The sequence below is a fragment of the Hanstruepera marina genome (assembly GCF_019880635.1).
GTDB classification, from domain to species: Bacteria; Bacteroidota; Bacteroidia; order Flavobacteriales; family Flavobacteriaceae; genus Hanstruepera; species Hanstruepera marina.
In genome coordinates this window covers 160,447-175,882 of sequence record NZ_JAINVX010000004.1, presented here as the reverse complement: position 1 = coordinate 175,882, position 15,436 = coordinate 160,447, and the positions used below count along the sequence as shown (strand labels likewise).

The 15,436-nt window shown below is 34.2% G+C and carries 17 protein-coding genes; 7 read left to right on the top strand and 10 right to left on the bottom strand.

From position 1 onward, the window contains the following. Window positions 1–2 precede the first annotated feature (2 nt). Window positions 3–839, bottom strand: coding sequence for an ABC transporter ATP-binding protein (locus K7G76_RS11640; RefSeq protein ID WP_223034396.1), 837 nt, complete (start codon window positions 837–839; stop codon window positions 3–5). A 153-nt stretch (window positions 840–992) separates the two neighbouring features. Between K7G76_RS11640 and K7G76_RS11635 the strand changes: the two genes are divergently transcribed. The 3 genes from K7G76_RS11635 to K7G76_RS11625 all read left to right on the top strand — a co-directional run bounded on the left by K7G76_RS11635 (window position 993) and on the right by K7G76_RS11625 (window position 3,557). After that, complete coding sequence (locus K7G76_RS11635) at window positions 993–1,409, top strand: GOLPH3/VPS74 family protein (RefSeq protein ID WP_223034395.1); 417 nt, start codon at window positions 993–995, stop codon at window positions 1,407–1,409. A 222-nt stretch (window positions 1,410–1,631) separates the two neighbouring features. Then, the gene (locus tag K7G76_RS11630; RefSeq protein ID WP_223034394.1) at window positions 1,632–2,480 is read left to right on the top strand and encodes a DUF1853 family protein; all 849 of its coding nucleotides are present in this window, start codon (window positions 1,632–1,634) and stop codon (window positions 2,478–2,480) included. Between the two features lie 60 nt (window positions 2,481–2,540). Beyond that, window positions 2,541–3,557: a S1C family serine protease gene (locus K7G76_RS11625; RefSeq protein WP_223034393.1), complete on the top strand. Its 1,017-nt coding sequence runs from the start codon at window positions 2,541–2,543 to the stop codon at window positions 3,555–3,557. Window positions 3,558–3,577: 20 nt separating this feature from the next. On the opposite strand, the gene K7G76_RS11620 is transcribed toward K7G76_RS11625, so the two are convergent. After that, window positions 3,578–3,955: a hypothetical protein gene (locus tag K7G76_RS11620; protein ID WP_223034392.1), complete on the bottom strand. Its 378-nt coding sequence runs from the start codon at window positions 3,953–3,955 to the stop codon at window positions 3,578–3,580. A gap of 338 nt (window positions 3,956–4,293) precedes the next feature. Here K7G76_RS11620 and K7G76_RS11615 point away from each other — a divergent pair, with 338 nt between their 5' ends. Further along, complete coding sequence (locus K7G76_RS11615) at window positions 4,294–4,569, top strand: hypothetical protein (protein ID WP_223034391.1); 276 nt, start codon at window positions 4,294–4,296, stop codon at window positions 4,567–4,569. A 4-nt stretch (window positions 4,570–4,573) separates the two neighbouring features. Here K7G76_RS11615 and K7G76_RS11610 read toward each other — a convergent pair whose 3' ends face one another. After that, on the bottom strand, window positions 4,574–5,011 hold the full coding sequence (locus K7G76_RS11610) for an SRPBCC family protein (RefSeq protein ID WP_223034390.1): 438 nt from the start codon (window positions 5,009–5,011) through the stop codon (window positions 4,574–4,576). 151 nt (window positions 5,012–5,162) lie between these two features. On the opposite strand from K7G76_RS11610, the gene K7G76_RS11605 reads away from it, so the two are divergent. Then, the gene (locus K7G76_RS11605) at window positions 5,163–6,002 is read left to right on the top strand and encodes an OmpA/MotB family protein (RefSeq protein WP_223034389.1); all 840 of its coding nucleotides are present in this window, start codon (window positions 5,163–5,165) and stop codon (window positions 6,000–6,002) included. Window positions 6,003–6,090: 88 nt separating this feature from the next. Here the strand turns inward: K7G76_RS11605 and K7G76_RS11600 are convergent, their stop codons facing one another. Genes K7G76_RS11600 through K7G76_RS11590 form a run of 3 tightly spaced genes read right to left on the bottom strand, consistent with a single transcriptional unit; the run spans window position 6,091 to window position 9,574 of the window. Next, window positions 6,091–6,936, bottom strand: coding sequence for a universal stress protein (locus K7G76_RS11600; RefSeq protein ID WP_223034388.1), 846 nt, complete (start codon window positions 6,934–6,936; stop codon window positions 6,091–6,093). A gap of 50 nt (window positions 6,937–6,986) precedes the next feature. Continuing rightward, on the bottom strand, window positions 6,987–7,988 hold the full coding sequence (locus K7G76_RS11595; RefSeq protein WP_223034387.1) for an NADP-dependent oxidoreductase: 1,002 nt from the start codon (window positions 7,986–7,988) through the stop codon (window positions 6,987–6,989). A 29-nt stretch (window positions 7,989–8,017) separates the two neighbouring features. Next, window positions 8,018–9,574 (bottom strand): DEAD/DEAH box helicase, encoded by a 1,557-nt coding sequence (locus K7G76_RS11590; RefSeq protein WP_223034386.1) that lies wholly within the window; start codon window positions 9,572–9,574, stop codon window positions 8,018–8,020. Window positions 9,575–9,705: 131 nt separating this feature from the next. Here K7G76_RS11590 and K7G76_RS11585 point away from each other — a divergent pair, with 131 nt between their 5' ends. Further along, entirely contained in the window at window positions 9,706–10,296 is a 591-nt protein-coding gene (locus K7G76_RS11585; protein WP_255573006.1) for a pseudouridine synthase, read from the top strand. Here K7G76_RS11585 and K7G76_RS11580 read toward each other — a convergent pair. Together K7G76_RS11580 and K7G76_RS11575 are read right to left on the bottom strand one after the other, a co-directional pair. Beyond that, on the bottom strand, window positions 10,286–10,978 hold the full coding sequence (locus K7G76_RS11580; protein WP_223034385.1) for a hypothetical protein: 693 nt from the start codon (window positions 10,976–10,978) through the stop codon (window positions 10,286–10,288). The genes K7G76_RS11585 and K7G76_RS11580 overlap by 11 nt on opposite strands. A gap of 135 nt (window positions 10,979–11,113) precedes the next feature. Continuing rightward, complete coding sequence (locus tag K7G76_RS11575; RefSeq protein WP_223034384.1) at window positions 11,114–11,590, bottom strand: Hsp20/alpha crystallin family protein; 477 nt, start codon at window positions 11,588–11,590, stop codon at window positions 11,114–11,116. A 643-nt stretch (window positions 11,591–12,233) separates the two neighbouring features. On the opposite strand from K7G76_RS11575, the gene K7G76_RS11570 reads away from it, so the two are divergent. Then, complete coding sequence (locus tag K7G76_RS11570; protein WP_223034383.1) at window positions 12,234–12,788, top strand: ExbD/TolR family protein; 555 nt, start codon at window positions 12,234–12,236, stop codon at window positions 12,786–12,788. Here K7G76_RS11570 and K7G76_RS11565 read toward each other — a convergent pair whose 3' ends face one another. Beyond that, the gene (locus tag K7G76_RS11565) at window positions 12,789–14,939 is read right to left on the bottom strand and encodes a S9 family peptidase (protein WP_223034382.1); all 2,151 of its coding nucleotides are present in this window, start codon (window positions 14,937–14,939) and stop codon (window positions 12,789–12,791) included. Between the two features lie 64 nt (window positions 14,940–15,003). After that, complete coding sequence (locus K7G76_RS11560) at window positions 15,004–15,417, bottom strand: 3D domain-containing protein (RefSeq protein WP_223034381.1); 414 nt, start codon at window positions 15,415–15,417, stop codon at window positions 15,004–15,006. Window positions 15,418–15,436: the final 19 nt, after the last annotated feature.

The window sequence follows — 15,436 nt, the reverse complement described above, 5'->3', positions numbered from 1 at the left end:
AATTAAGCGTTTAAATAGTTGTTAATGGTATTCGAATTGGTTAATACAGCGTTAAACAGAAGCTCAATGTCTATATAGCCCGCAGTATCCGTTTTATTTTCTTTAATAGACGCAAAACCGTTACTCACTTTCTCCTGATAAATTAAATCAGTCGATTCTTGCTTGGCGTCTGTTAACTGAAATTTTAGGTTTTTAGCAATATGCGCTTTATCATCATTTAAAAGTACTTTTCCATCATTCATAATAATGATAGAATGGATTAACTCATCTAAATCTCTAACCTGATGTGAGGTTATGATCACAATTCTGTCTTTATTAAAAGAATCGTTAATCATGTTTCTAAACAAGATTTTAGAAGGAATATCAAGTCCGTTAGTGGGCTCATCCATAATGAGCACTTTGGTATTTGCAGAAAGCGCAAAACCTATTAAGATTTTCTTTTTCTGACCTAGGGATAACTCGGTAGTCCTTTTGTGTTTTTCAATTTTAAATTGTTCGATATAACCATCAAACTGATTGGTGTCAAAATTGGGATAAAAATCTTTGTATATATTCACCAACTCAACAATAGACAAGTTTGGTAAGTAGTATTCTTCGGGAACAAAGAATAAATTTTTTAAAAAGTTAACGCTACGATTTTTAGGCGTTTCTTCAAAGATTTGGCAGGTTCCACTCGTAGGAAAAAGCATGCCAGTAATATTCTTAATTAAAGTAGATTTCCCAGCGCCATTTTTCCCCAATAAACCATAAATTTTCCCAGGTTGAAATTCAAGATTAAGATCATTTAAGATTTCCACCTTCTTGGAATATCGATAACTTAAATTGCTTATATGTATCATATCTTTTTTATTGACACTACAATATTATAGAGTAGTGGTTGTTCAATAAAAAAAAATCAATGAACGCGGTTTTTTTATCAATAAATAAGAGGATTTTAATAGTATGTAACATTTTTATGTTATTATCTACGATATAGGTATAAACGTATTTTTATGACAGACTTAAACTTGGCAGATAAATTGCTGCTATTGGCATTAGATGATGGCAAAGGAACTTTTACCGCTCAACCATTTGCTTTAACTTATGGAATGGCTGGTGCTATATTATTAGAACTTTCATTACAAGAGCAAATTAAAATAGTAGACAAAAAAGTTGTTGTTAATACTAGGAGCAGGATTAATTACCCGTTACTGAACAAATATTTAGACGTTATAAGAAACTCAAAAAAAGAACATTCACTTAAATATTTGTTACAAAAATTAGGAAGTAAGCAACGTACGATAAAAAACGAAATTTTAGATAAGCTTATCGCAAGTGGTATTTTGGTCAAGAAGGAAAAAAAGGTGTTTTGGGTATTTAATAATGATGTCATTCATAAACACGTTAAAACAAATTCCTTATTGATATAACTCTAAAGATATCTGGAATTATGATAAATACAGCTTGTTATAAATGTACTATAATTTATATTATGTAAAATAGACTATTTCTTAATAGAAGTGTTTACTTCCCCTTTTTGTATCTAGCCATCAAAAATCCACTGGATGTTCGCTACTTGATAGTATGTAAAATAGTTTTTTCAGAACACACCTATTCCATGGTTATATAACATTCATGAGAATCATCTAGAAATGGTATCTTTAATCCATTCTATGGATACGCTCACCTCACAGCAACAACAATTGCAATTGCAATATCAGGGTTTTATTCAAACGCAACCGTTATGGTTTGGCCAGTTAGATACCAACTTACAGCAATTTGGTCATGTGGCTTTAGATAATTCGGTGCCATTGCATCCTCAAGATGCGCCCAATCGTTTGGGCAACCGTGTAGAATATTTTGTGTTTCAGAGTTTGGCACAGCAATCGCACATCCAGATTCTGGAAACTAATTTGCAGATACAACAGAATAAGCAAACCTTGGGTGAACTGGATGCTTTGCTTCTGGTGAATAAACAACCCGTTCATTTAGAGATCATTTATAAGTTCTATTTGTGCGATCCGCTAGTTGGTACCACCGAACTGGATCATTGGATTGGCCCTAACCGAAAAGATAGTCTGATTTATAAGCTAGATAAATTACGGAACAAGCAACTACCCTTGTTATATGCTCCAGAAACACAACCGTATTTAGAAGGTCATAGATTGAATCCGGCTTCCATACAGCAGCAAGTGTTGTTTCTAGCCCAACTGTTTGTGCCCAGAGCTTCCGCGACTGCCATACCTTTAGAGCAACTGAATGCCAAAGCCGTTTTAGGAACCTATGTGCGTTTACCTGATTTATCAGCCTATACCGACTGTAGTTTTTATATACCCAGTAAGCTAGATTGGTTGGTTATGGCTCACAATACAGTCAGCTGGATGCCCTATGCCCTGTTTCAACAGGAATTACGGGACTTGCTGGATGCACAACGATCACCATTGATTTGGATACGCCATCCTGATGGTGAATTGGAACGTTTATTTGTGGTTTGGTGGTAATTTCAATACCTGTTATCCTTATAAATGTTTACATTAGCCTTTTAATACATACCAATTATTATGCGATTATTGTTCTTCTTTTTTCTAGGCCTTTTTACGACAACTCTTGCTGCTCAAGACCTTTCGGAAATCTACAATAAGGTTAGTCCAGCGGTGGTAGTAATATACACCTCTGAACAGCAAATAGTTCCAGACTCCAATCATATTTCCCATAAAGTGAGTCAAAATGGATTAGGTTCTGGTTTTATGATATCTGATAGGCTTATTGTTACGGCTGCACATGTGGTTACCGTACCCGAAGACATTAAGGTTTTATTTCCTGATGGCGATGTTATTCCTGCCAAAGTGGTTTCTTTTTATAAAAGTGCAGATATTGCTTTAATTAAATTGTTTAGGCCGCGAATAAACCCTGTTACAGTAAGCTTTGGAGATTCTGATGCTTTAAAAATTGGAGAACGCATTTTTGTTATTGGCGCACCTTTTGGACTTGATGCGTCATTATCTTCAGGGTATGTTAGCAGTTTTAGACGCAGTAACGCAGGTATGAGCAATCCGTTTACCACTACCGACTTTATTCAGACCGATGCAGCAATAAATCAAGGGAATTCTGGCGGTCCCATGTTTAACCTAAAAGGTGAAGTTGTGGGTATTGTTAGTCAAATTATCACACAATCCGGTGGTTCAGATGGAATAGGTTATGCCACAAGCTCAAATTTGGCCGCTCGCCTATTATTAAATGATAATTTACCTTGGGTAGGTGCAGACATGCACACGCTTACGCCTCAAGAAGCTATGCTCCTTAATGTGCCACAAAGCAGTGGCATTCTAGTACAGCGCGTTGTTGAAGAATCCATTTTTGGTAAAATGGGTGTACAAGGTGGTACTGTTGAAGGGCTATTGGGGAATAAAAAACTAATCTTAGGTGGTGATGTTATTCTTTCGATAAACGGAATAACATTTAACACAGATGAAAAAACCCTTGAACAATTAGCACAATTAGCGCAAAGTTTAAATGATAATGTAAAATTAACACTTGAAGTTTTACGACAAGGTAAACGCGTTACATTAAAGCAATAGATAGTCTGACGCTTTGAAATTTACAGCGTACTTAAAACCCTATTATTTATTTGTAATGGCTGTAATTCTTGTTTGACCTTATCATATGTTTTAAGTTGATTATAAGTTAAAATGGTAGACATTTCATTTATTTCCTTCATTCTTACATGATATAAGGCTGTTAGTAATTCGCGCCCAACTAAATTACTTTCAAGTTGTTTTCTCCTTTTTAAGAATTTATCAATTTTAATTTCAAATATTCTTATTTGATCGTCATTCAGGGACAGTTCCTTATTGTATTCTGTAGCTAAAGCTTTGGCTTCACTATCAATGGTTCGTTCAGTAAATCTACTCAAACGCTCTTGACCAAATGTTTGGATCGTAAAAAATGTTACAAGTGTTATTAATATTGTTTTCATAGTTGTTATGTTTTCTATTTAAAATACAAATCATAATCCGTATTCACAAGTTTTTTACTATTTTTTAACACTATAAACAACTGTATTACAGTAGCTTATAGGGCTATAAATTATATTTATAAAAGTCTGATTGGATATTTACACCCTATGCTCTATTTGGCTTTTGCAACTATTGATAGTAAGATTATATTTTACAGTTAAGAAAATCATCGATAAACGGTAACGAACTGTTTTACAACGAAAAAAACGGTGTTATAACAAACATTTTAGAAATCACTTTATTTCCATTTGTATATTTAATTTATAACAGGGTCCCAAACCTATAAAACTTATGTATTATGGAAGCGAATTTATCTCTCTTTAATCAAATTAACAGTTTATCGTATTGGTTTTTAGTTGAAAGTAATTACAAATGTTCTGTAGTACTTGATGCCGAAAAGGACACATACTATGTTACCATTAAGAAAGGGAAACGCATTCTCTACACCCATTTAATTAGCCATTTTAGTAAAAAGAATAAGAATTTTTTAAAGTTTGAATTGATTGCGGTAGTAAATAGCCTTTTACATATAAAAGATACTGTGCTTCATAGACAAAAATTGCAGAGTGCCTAATTGCCTATAGGTTTTCTAAATACTGCTTTAAATCTTGAACTACCAAAGGCCAAGCTTCTTTTACGGCATTATAGTACCAATCCCAATCGTCACTGGTTTGATAGCCTTCTTGGCATAAATATAATACGGCACTTTCACCGTTTTGTTTGGCTATTATGGTCAGGGTCATTTCTCCCATGATTTCTTTTTCGGGATTAAAGTACGTAAGGTTGTTAATGACCAATTCCCTATTCGGTTGATACCGTCTAATATTACCAAGCGTAACATATTTAAATCCGTTTGCAGTAGTCTGCCAAGTAATGGCGTACACACCTCCTACTTCGGTGTTAATAAAAGTACGATCGACTTTCCACCAGGCTTTTAGCATATCAGGATCAATAAAAGCTGCTATTATGGTTTCTGGCTTGGATTTGATGGTAACGGTTACTTCTACTTTTTTCATGATTTGAAAGATGTAAAGGTTTATAAATATATGTAAACTTATTGTGACCTCATATAATTGTTAAAAAAAATATAAAAAAGGCTTTTCAACGTCTAATATGTGCTTTTGGACGTAGATAGAGATATAACCTTAATAAAAACTAATAACAATTATGAAAAAAATTTCAATCCTTGTACTATCAAGTCTTTTTGTAATGTCCTGTGTGTCAAAAAAGAAGTATGTTGCACTACAACAGGAAAATGGTGAAATAAAAAGCGAATTAACCAAAACACGTGTTGAAAAAGAAGATTTAGAGGCCAAGTTTGCTGAAATACAAGCTAGAATTGACACTTACAATTCTAAAATTAATTCCCTTTCTGAAGAAAATGATGCAAAACTCGTAACCGTTGGTGACGATTTAGTTATTTCTAACGATGTGCGTGAGCAAATGAATGAAACACTTAAACATGTTGATCCTGCTGCTTTAGCTGAAGCTAAAACCTTAAAGGATTCCATGAACTTGGCTGTTGGGTATAACTTGCGTAAGTCTATGGACACCAGCGATATGAATGAAGATGAAGACATTGCCATCAATATTGATGAAACTGTAGTTATGATCTCCATATCTGATAAAATGTTATTTAATTCTGGAAGCTACCGAGTGAGCAATAAAGCTAATGGTATCTTACAGAAATTGGCAGATGTTATCAATTCAGAAGAAAGCCTTGAAGTTATGGTTGAAGGTCATACAGATAATAAAACTATGGTTCCAGGCGCTGCTGTAAAAGATAACTGGGATTTAAGTGTACTTCGTGCGACATCTGTAGTTAAAAAGTTACAAGAGGATTTTGGTGTAGCTCCAGAAAAGTTGATTGCAGCCGGTAGAAGTTTTTACCAGCCTTTGGTTGATAACGATACCAAAGAAAACCGTTCTAGAAACAGACGTACAAGAATAATTATATTGCCAAACATCAATAAGTTTTTTGCCTTGATGGAAAGCAATAACCAGTAATACAATATTATATATTATTTTAATTAGTCCCTCAAAAAAACGCTCCAACTGATATTGTTGGAGCGTTTTTTGTTGCTATTTTATGTTACTAAAATGATCGTTGATCAAACACTATCAATGGCACATCCAAATTGTGGCTAATAGCCTTACTATGGCTCCTGGTTGTTAGCTTTTCGAAAAAGCTTCTTTTTTTGGTGATGAGTACCAACATATCTAGCTTTCTACTCTCAGTAAATACATGGATCCCTTGTTCTACAGGTACATCAGTCAATGTGTAATATTCTAATGTTAATGGTTTTAAAACCTGCTCCAACATTTCGCGTTTTGCATTTAAATCTGTTATATATTCAGAATTATTAACAACATTTACTACGGCAAGCCTTGCCTTATTAGACAAGGTTATTTCTCTAAGAAGGTTTAGCCCTTCACCGTAATCATCAATGGAATAATCAGTGGCAAAGCCAATTTCATTAATGTTGGTGGTAGCTGATTCTGGAACCGCAATGATTGGACATGTTAATTTTAGGATTAACTGTGCTGCATTACTTCCAAAAGTGGCTTTTTGTATGGCACTTGCCCCTTTGTTCCCTACCACAACTAGATCTATATCATTATTGTCAGCAAACCCTTGAACAGAATTTGTAAGCGAACCGTATGCCAACTTGGTTTCGAATGTATGCTTTGGATTATTGGAGTAGTCTTGAACTTGCTGTAAAATCTTATCTAAACCTTCTTGTGATGATTTGGCTCTAGAATCATGAATAGCCTGATAAGCCCGTTTAGATGTTATACCTGTTGAAGGTGCAGAGGCTTGTGGTTCAAATACATGCATAATGTAAAATTTACAGTCATTACTTTTAAACAACTGTAAGGCATATTGTATTGCTCTCCATGAGTTCTCTGAAAAATCAGTTGGGAGTAGTATGGTTTTCATGAATTTAGTTTTATTCTTATTTTTATTGTGTACAAGTTAGTTTAAAATTATCATTTTTCAATAACCTTTAAGAGTAGTTTACCTAATTTTTCTCCAGTAAATAAGCGTTTAAAAGTTTCTTGAAAATTTTCAATACCATCATAAACACTCTCGTTACTCTTTAGTTTACCTTGTATGATCCAACCTGCCATATCTCGCATAGCCATAGGGTACTTTTCAGCGTAATCCATAACCACCATACCTTGCATGGTTGCTCGATTGACCAATAGCGACATATAATTTCGAGGTCCTTTCATGTCATCAATAGTATTGTATTGCGAAATAGCGCCACAAATTACAATTCGTGCATGTTTTTTAAGTCTAGATAATGCTGCTTCAAGAATTTCACCACCAACGTTATCAAAATAGACATCCAACCCTTTTGGGCAGGCTTCTTTAATGGCCTCGAATATGTTTTGGGACTTATAATCAATAGCAGTATCAAAGCCTAATTCGTTAACAATATAATCGCATTTTTTCTTCCCTCCTGCTATACCTACTACGTAGCAGCCTTTAATTTTTGCAATCTGCCCTACAACGCTACCTACTGCTCCTGCTGCTCCCGAAACGACCACAATATCGCCTTCCCGTATTTTTCCAACTTCTAAAATACCGAAATAGGCCGTCATACCTGGCATTCCCAATATGCCTAAGAACTTTTGCATAGGCAACTGGCTATCATCAACTGAATATATACCCTCTCCATTTGAAACGGTATATTGCTGCACACCTGACCAACCTGTTACAGTCTGCCCTACTTTAAAATGTGAATTTTTAGATTGTATTACCTTACCAATGGCTCCAGCACGCATGACATCACCCAACTGAACAGGTTCTATATATGATTTAGAATCATTTATCCAGCCACGCATGGCAGGGTCTAAAGAAATGTAGTGGTTTTGTATAAGAAGTTCACCTTCTTTAATATCTGGAATTGGTGACTCTTGCAATTTCCATGTGTTGCTGTCTGGCATCCCTTTGGGACGTTCGTTTAGGATAAGTTGTTTGTTCATACCCTAAATTTACAACATAAAATGGAATTTTACTCTGCAGGCCTGCCATGAATTTCCAAAAACACGTCATCAAAATTAGTGCGTAAATAAGCACGTAGTTTTTTGCGGTAATCGTCTTTTAACCACTCTACAAAATTAAATGTACTCTTACTGATGCATTTGGTGTAGCGTTGAATACGATAATCGATATCTTCTCCTAATTGCTTGGCAAGGTCTAGAGCGTCATAGACATCTTCGCTATTTTCAATACATATTTTGGCGTGATGAGCTATAGAACGTTCCAATACAACTTTGGAGGACTCACCTGCTCTCACGGCATCAATATACGTCTTCTTTATATCAAAATACACATCTTCCGAATTTGCAAACGATTGACGTAGTTCATCTGGCATAACATAACGGAAATTTTCTTCAATCTCTTCGTCGCTTAAAATACCATCCAGATAGAAGTTTGGTGTTCTAAAAATACGGTGCCAATCTAAATCTGCTCCCCAAGGTCCAAACCGGTGTAAATTATTTCCTAAATCTATGACCGAAAAACGGTCTTTGTTTTTTAGAATACGTGAACCTCTACCAATCATTTGATAATAGAGTGTTAACGATTTGGTGGCACGATTAAGGATAATAGATTCAACTGTAGGTTCATCAAACCCTGTTGTTAAAATACTTACAGAAGTTAAAATGGCATCTGGAGTTTCTTTAAACCATTTTAATATTTTTTTTCGCTCTTTTTTTGAATTGGTATTATCTAAATGTGCAATTGGATATCCTGCACGCCTAAAGGCATCGTAAACATGTAAGGATGTATTAATACCATTATTGAATATTAGTGTCTTTTTTCCTTTTGAACGCTCTTCATAGGCTATGATAAGCTTGGAAAGCATATCGGTATTGGTATATAAATCTTCAGATGACTTTACGGTATAGTCACCATTGGCACCAACCACCAATGAGGTTAAGCCCACGTTATATGAGTATATATCTGCTTTAGCCAAGAATCTGTTTTTTATTAAAGACTCTATACTTTCGCCTACAATAAGTTCATCATAATTATCCTTCATTGGTAATTTAATGTTTGAACTTAAAGGTGTTGCCGTTACACCAAGAATAAATGACTTTTCGAAAAACTTAAATAGTTTGGTAAATGAATTGTAATGTGCCTCATCAATAATTACCAAACCAATATCTGAAATATCCAGTTTGTCTTCGTTCAATCGGTTATTTAGTGTCTCAACCATAGCCACAAAACAGCTATACTGATCTTGATCGTCCAGATTGGCCTTACTATTAACCACTTTATTTTCCACACCAAACTCGGTTAACATACCAGAGGTTTGACGACACAACTCAATACGGTGTGTCATTACCAAAACCTTCTTTTTATGATGTTTTAAATATTGGCGTACGATTTCGGAGAAAATAACAGTTTTACCACCACCAGTTGGTAGCTGGTATAGTAAATGATAGTCTTCAGGAGCTTCTTCAAAACTCTTGAATATCTTGTTAATGGCTCCTTTTTGATAACTATAGAGGTCCTTCCCTACCTTTCTATCTTCTAACTCTAATGTTGAAATATGCTGACTCATAAATTTTTCCGATGTGCAAAAATAAGTTCTTTTGTAAGTTTTTGTAGCATATTTTTCAATTAAAATGTAGACTTTTTCAACAGTTGTCGTTTAAAACTTAATTTTGTCAAGCAGGAATTATTATTTATTTTATGGAAACCATTCACAATCAAAACCATAGACATTTTATGCTTTACAAACCCTATGGTTACATCAGTCAGTTTGTAATTAATGGGAAACAAAAACGTAAGAAAAAATTATTGGGAGAATTGTTTGATTTTCCTAAAGGAACCATGGCTATTGGTCGATTAGACGAAAAATCAGAGGGTTTGTTGTTACTAACTACAAATGGAAAGGTTAGTACCAAAATTACCAGTGGTGCATATGAAAAGGAATACTATGCGCTAGTTGATGGTGCCATTACAGATACGGCCATCAATGACTTGCGAAAAGGTGTTGAAATTGGTTTTGATGGTAAAAAGTATGTAACCAAGCCTTGTAATGTAAATAAACTAGAGACAGTTCCTGACCTACCTGAACGCATGAAAAAAATACGCGATGCCAGACATGGTCCAACTACTTGGATACGTATAACACTAAGGGAAGGGAAATTTAGACAGGTTAGAAAAATGACATCGGCCGTTGGTTTTCCAACCTTAAGATTAGTTAGAGTACGAATAGGTACAATAATGCTACAAAATCTAGAAGCTGGAGCAGTAAAAGAATTGGATATTATTCTTTAACTAAAATAATTGTTGCCTTTACACCTGTTGCCAAAGCCCAATATTCTGAAGCCAATATATTGCCGTCTTCATCAAGTACTAATAATTCTGCGGTATTTGGACCGACCTCGCCCTGATTTAAGGCTTTGAAATCTATTTTATTAAAACCCGTAACTAAATCCAATTTAAATGAACTAAACGTTCCACCCAGTAACACATTCGATTTAACAACATCACCTTCAACAAAAACTCGAATACGGTCTCCATCAACTCCTCCATAATCCCTATAAGCCACAGTTACAGATCTTGATTTGGTTTTAAAGTCTCCCAAATACTGATCAGTCGTTTTTCCACTTACACTTTCATCTGGTCTTTTTTCTAATTCTTTAGAAACTTTAGCCATTCTCCTTTCATAGATTTCACCAGGATCACCATACTCTTCCTTTTCAAACATGGAAAACTCACTATTGGAATTTGATGATGAATTGGGGACAGACATACCATTTACGGTATTGGATTTAGGCTTTGTTAATCCAGAATTATAAATTGGATTGATATCAAAAGAAGTGGAATTATTTTCTCCTTTAGAATTGGATTCTGCAGGTATAGATAATGACGAATTATTAGAGTCAGTTATTTGAGCATGTAAAGCAAATAAACCGCTAAATATTATTAAACAATATGTTAATACTAAATTTTTCAACCCCTTATTATTATAGCTATATGCTGCAATACAAACAAAAACTATACCTAAAACTAACGTTTCAAATATAAATTAAAAAAAGAGAAACTTAATAAGCTTCTCTTTTTTTAAGATAACATTATAAAACGGTCGTAATTAAGAAACGTCTATACGCATAGCAGGCTTTCTTTTGGCCTCCTCTCGTTTTGGAATATGAACATATAATATACCGTTTTCGTACTTGGCATTAATTTTTTCTGTATCAACAGTATCTGGTAATGTAAATGTTCTTTTAAATGATGAATATCCAAATTCTCGTCTTGTATAGTTTTCGTTCTCTATTTTATTATCCGTTTGCTTTTCAACTGCAATAGATAGTATTTCGTTATCTAACTCCAAATTAAAATCATCTTTGGTCATACCAGGTACAGCCAATTCTAAACTATAATTTTCATTGTCTTCTTTAATATTGACTGCTGGTAACGTTATACCATGATTAAAGTTAGATAATAAACCGGTTTCTAAATCGGTATCAAAAAAGTTGTCTATCCAAGATGAAAAACTTGGCAAACCAGTAACTTTTTTTTGTTCATGATTTGTGTCATTTTTAGGCAATGTTACTAATGCTCTCATGTCTATCAAATTTTTAGTTAAACATTTTTATTAATTGAGTAACAAATTAAATGCCAAGTAAAATTTAGGTCTTAAAACTGTCAATTTTACAATGTTATTCGTCAAAATGTCATTTCAAGCTCACTCCTAACCCATTGATTATTAATACTAAAATTGTTAAAAAATGTTAAATTACTACTTTGTAATGCATAGTACTGTAACAATTGTGGTTTTTGGTCGTCTATTAGGTATAACATCAATCAATTAAAACATAAAATCATGAGAACTTTAGACAGCAACCAATTAACAAGTAGATTAAGTAAAACAAAAAGTAATACTTGGAACAGTAAAAGACGTTTTAGATAAACGTCTTAAAAAATTAATCAATCAAAAAAAACAGTATCATGCAAGCGTTAGTTAAAATATCAAGAGATTCCAGTGATTTTATAAATCATGCTCTTAAACACAAAATAAAAGTGAGCACAATTAACCGGTGTGATACTGTTTGGACAGGAATTAAAAGACATATCCATTAATGATATAGTTTGAGTTAGTTAGTTAAAGTGAAGAATGCCAGTAATTTATACTGGCATTTTTTGTTTAAAAAAATAATGGAATCGTTTTTGATAATTTTTAATTATTCGATAACCTAAAACACACTATTATGAAACACTATCGCACTCCAGAAAAAGTTAATGCAGGATCAATGGCAGATATTGCATTTTTATTACTAATCTTCTTTTTGGTAACTACTACCATAAGCATAGACGCAGGCATTAAAAGACAGCTACCATCGCCCTGTTCCGATCTCGATGACTGCACAAAAACAGTTGCTGAGCGTAACCTCATTAATATTGAATTAAATGCCAGTAATGAAATTCTAGTAAATGAGCAACTAATTGAAATTGGAAAATTAAAACAAATTCTTATGGATTTTATTGATAACAATGGAGATTCTAGTTGTTCTTATTGCCATGGTATTCAAAACCCGTTAGCTTCTGATAATCCAAAAAAAGCTGTAATCGCTATAACGCATACCCGCCAAACCCCTTATGAGGTTTTCATTCAAGTGCAAGATGAAACAACAAAGGCTATAATGGAACTCCGTGAAGCTTATAGCCTTAATCGTTTTAATCAACCCTATTCAGATTTAAAAGCCGTAGACCAAATTATAGTTCAAAAGGCCTACCCTATTTCAATTTCTGAAATTGTGAAATAATTATTCTTCTATGCCTTCTAAATCCAATATGAAGGCATAGTACAATGCCGTTCTTTTATAACGCTCGAAGCGCCCTGAAGCTCCACCGTGACCAGTTTCCATGTTGCAATCCATTACCAATAGATTATCATCGGTTTTCATGTCACGCAATTTAGCAATCCATTTTGCAGGCTCCCAATATTGTACTTGACTGTCCCAATAACCCGTTGTAATTAACATGTTAGGATAATCTTGAGCCACCACATTATCATATGGTGAATACGAAAGTATATAATCGTAATATGTTTTATCCTTTGGGTTTCCCCATTCATCAAATTCGAACGTTGTCAGGGGAATACTTTCATCTAGCATGGTTGAAACCACATCAACAAATGGAACTGCAGCTATAACACCATGCCATAATTCTGGTTTCATATTAACTATGGCGCCCATTAATAGTCCGCCTGCACTTCCTCCCATTGCATATAAATGTTCTGTACTAGTGTAACCTTTATTTACTAAATACTCGCCAGCATTAATAAAATCGGTAAATGTATTTTTCTTATTTAATAGTTTTCCGTCTTCATACCAATATCGTCCCATTTCCTGACCACCACGCACATGGGCTATTGCAAAAACAAAACCACGATCTAACAAACTCAAACGATCGGAACGAAAGGTCGGTTCAGAACTATTTCCATACGATCCATAACCATATAATAGTAATGGCGTATCTGAACTTAACGTTACCCCTTTTTTATACACCAAGGAAACTGGTACTTTTGTACCATCTGCTGCTGGTGCTTCCAAACGTTCTGAAGAATAATCATTGGAATTAAAGCCACCTAATACAGCCTCTTGTTTTAATAACACTTGTTCTTTTGTATCCATATTATAATCAAAAGTACTACCCGGAGTAGTCAAGGATGTATAGTAATAACGAAGAACATTAGTGTCGAAATCCAAATTTGATGTCGTATAGGCCACATAAGCTGGATCTTTAAAGTCAAGGTAATAATCTTCACCTTCCCAACTGGTTACCCTAATAGTGCGTAAGCCATTTAGACGCTCTTGAAGAACTAAATGATTTTTAAATAACTCAAACCCCTCAAAAAGTACATCATCACGATGGGCAATAACATCTTCCCAATTGTCTTTGGTTGTTGACGAAATAGGAGTTTTAACAAGTTTAAAGTTAGTAGCGTCTAAATTTGTCCGAATATAAAAATGGTCACCAAAATGATCAGGTTGATAAATTAAATTTCGCTCTCTTGATTGAATAACTTGCCAATCACCATCAGGTTTATTGGCATCAACATATCTAAATTCTGTAGACAAGGTTTGCCCACTATAAATCATAATGTAAGCTTTGGATTTGGTTTTATAAACACCCGAATTAAATGTTTCGTCGGTTTCCTCATACACTATAACATCATCCTCTTGAGGTGTGCCAAGAATGTGTTTCCATATTTTATTTTGGCGCAAAGTTTCAGGGTCCTTTGTAGCATAAAAAACGGTTTTATTATCATTAGCCCATACAGCACTACCGCTCGTATTAGACAATTTGTCTTCTAATAACTCACCTGTTACCAAATTTTTGAAATGGATGGTGTATTGGCGTCTTGAAATGGTATCTATACCAAATGCTAAAAGTTCATTATTAGGGCTTACTGAACGGTTGCCTATGCCATAGTATGCAAAACCTTCTGCCATTTTTGAACCATTAAGTATAATTTCTTCTTGAGTTGAATCGATGGCTTTACGGCAATACAAAGGATATTCTTTTCCTTCTTCGTAACGTGTATAGTAAGCATATCCGTTTTCTGTTACAGGGACTGATTGATCATCCTTTTCAATACGTCCAACTATTTCAGAATACAAATGTGTTTGTAAGTTTTCAGTATGCTGCATAGCTTGGTTTAAATACTCATTTTCAGCATTTAAATAATCTAGTACATCTTGCGTTTGACTATCTGGTGTTTCGGCATTTTTTTGCTCATCACTTAAACGCATCCAGAAATAATTATCTAATCGGGTGTCTCCATGAATTGTTAATTCCTTTGGAGTTTTTTTTGCGATTGGTGGCTGGATTGATTTATCTGTATCAGATTCTTTTTCTGATTTGCAACCCAACACCAATAATAAGGCAAAAAAGTAGCCTAAAATTTTCATACGATATATTAATTTAGTGTTTATATAAGCTTAAAGAAACAAAAAATAAATGATAAGAATTCATTTAGTTTTGCTTAATTGTTTCGTTTATCGTGCCATACGTAATTTCAACCTTACGTCTTCCCCAAGCTCTAGCAGCCTGAACATCTTCACCCATATATATATCAATTCTGTTGCGCCAGCGACTGTGCATTTTGTCGTTGACAATGTAGAGCCCTTCAAGACCCTGAATAGCAACAGGAGTATTGCGAGTTAAACCCAAGCTCATTAAATCTCTTGAAATGGCTATGCACTTCATACCAGGTTTCAAACTATCTCCATAAGCTGTAATTATTGGATTTCCATAAGTTTGACTAGGTAGCGAATTATATGCCGTGGCTGTTACCTGAATAGTTTTCCAAGAATAATTTACTTCAGGTTTTTTGCTGTTACAGTTAAGTGTAACAAAAAAGATGGCTATAAAAATTTGATTTCTCATAGTTTTACAATTCTAAATA

Coding starts and splice junctions, on each gene's coding strand:
- K7G76_RS11640 (WP_223034396.1), bottom strand. CDS start 839: ATGATACATATAAGCAATTTAAGTTATCGATATTCCAAGAAGGTGGAA.
- K7G76_RS11635 (WP_223034395.1), top strand. CDS start 993: ATGACAGACTTAAACTTGGCAGATAAATTGCTGCTATTGGCATTAGAT.
- K7G76_RS11630 (WP_223034394.1), top strand. CDS start 1,632: ATGGTATCTTTAATCCATTCTATGGATACGCTCACCTCACAGCAACAA.
- K7G76_RS11625 (WP_223034393.1), top strand. CDS start 2,541: ATGCGATTATTGTTCTTCTTTTTTCTAGGCCTTTTTACGACAACTCTT.
- K7G76_RS11620 (WP_223034392.1), bottom strand. CDS start 3,955: ATGAAAACAATATTAATAACACTTGTAACATTTTTTACGATCCAAACA.
- K7G76_RS11615 (WP_223034391.1), top strand. CDS start 4,294: ATGGAAGCGAATTTATCTCTCTTTAATCAAATTAACAGTTTATCGTAT.
- K7G76_RS11610 (WP_223034390.1), bottom strand. CDS start 5,011: ATGAAAAAAGTAGAAGTAACCGTTACCATCAAATCCAAGCCAGAAACC.
- K7G76_RS11605 (WP_223034389.1), top strand. CDS start 5,163: ATGAAAAAAATTTCAATCCTTGTACTATCAAGTCTTTTTGTAATGTCC.
- K7G76_RS11600 (WP_223034388.1), bottom strand. CDS start 6,936: ATGAAAACCATACTACTCCCAACTGATTTTTCAGAGAACTCATGGAGA.
- K7G76_RS11595 (WP_223034387.1), bottom strand. CDS start 7,988: ATGAACAAACAACTTATCCTAAACGAACGTCCCAAAGGGATGCCAGAC.
- K7G76_RS11590 (WP_223034386.1), bottom strand. CDS start 9,574: ATGAGTCAGCATATTTCAACATTAGAGTTAGAAGATAGAAAGGTAGGG.
- K7G76_RS11585 (WP_255573006.1), top strand. CDS start 9,706: ATGGAAACCATTCACAATCAAAACCATAGACATTTTATGCTTTACAAA.
- K7G76_RS11575 (WP_223034384.1), bottom strand. CDS start 11,590: ATGAGAGCATTAGTAACATTGCCTAAAAATGACACAAATCATGAACAA.
- K7G76_RS11570 (WP_223034383.1), top strand. CDS start 12,234: ATGAAACACTATCGCACTCCAGAAAAAGTTAATGCAGGATCAATGGCA.
- K7G76_RS11565 (WP_223034382.1), bottom strand. CDS start 14,939: ATGAAAATTTTAGGCTACTTTTTTGCCTTATTATTGGTGTTGGGTTGC.
- K7G76_RS11560 (WP_223034381.1), bottom strand. CDS start 15,417: ATGAGAAATCAAATTTTTATAGCCATCTTTTTTGTTACACTTAACTGT.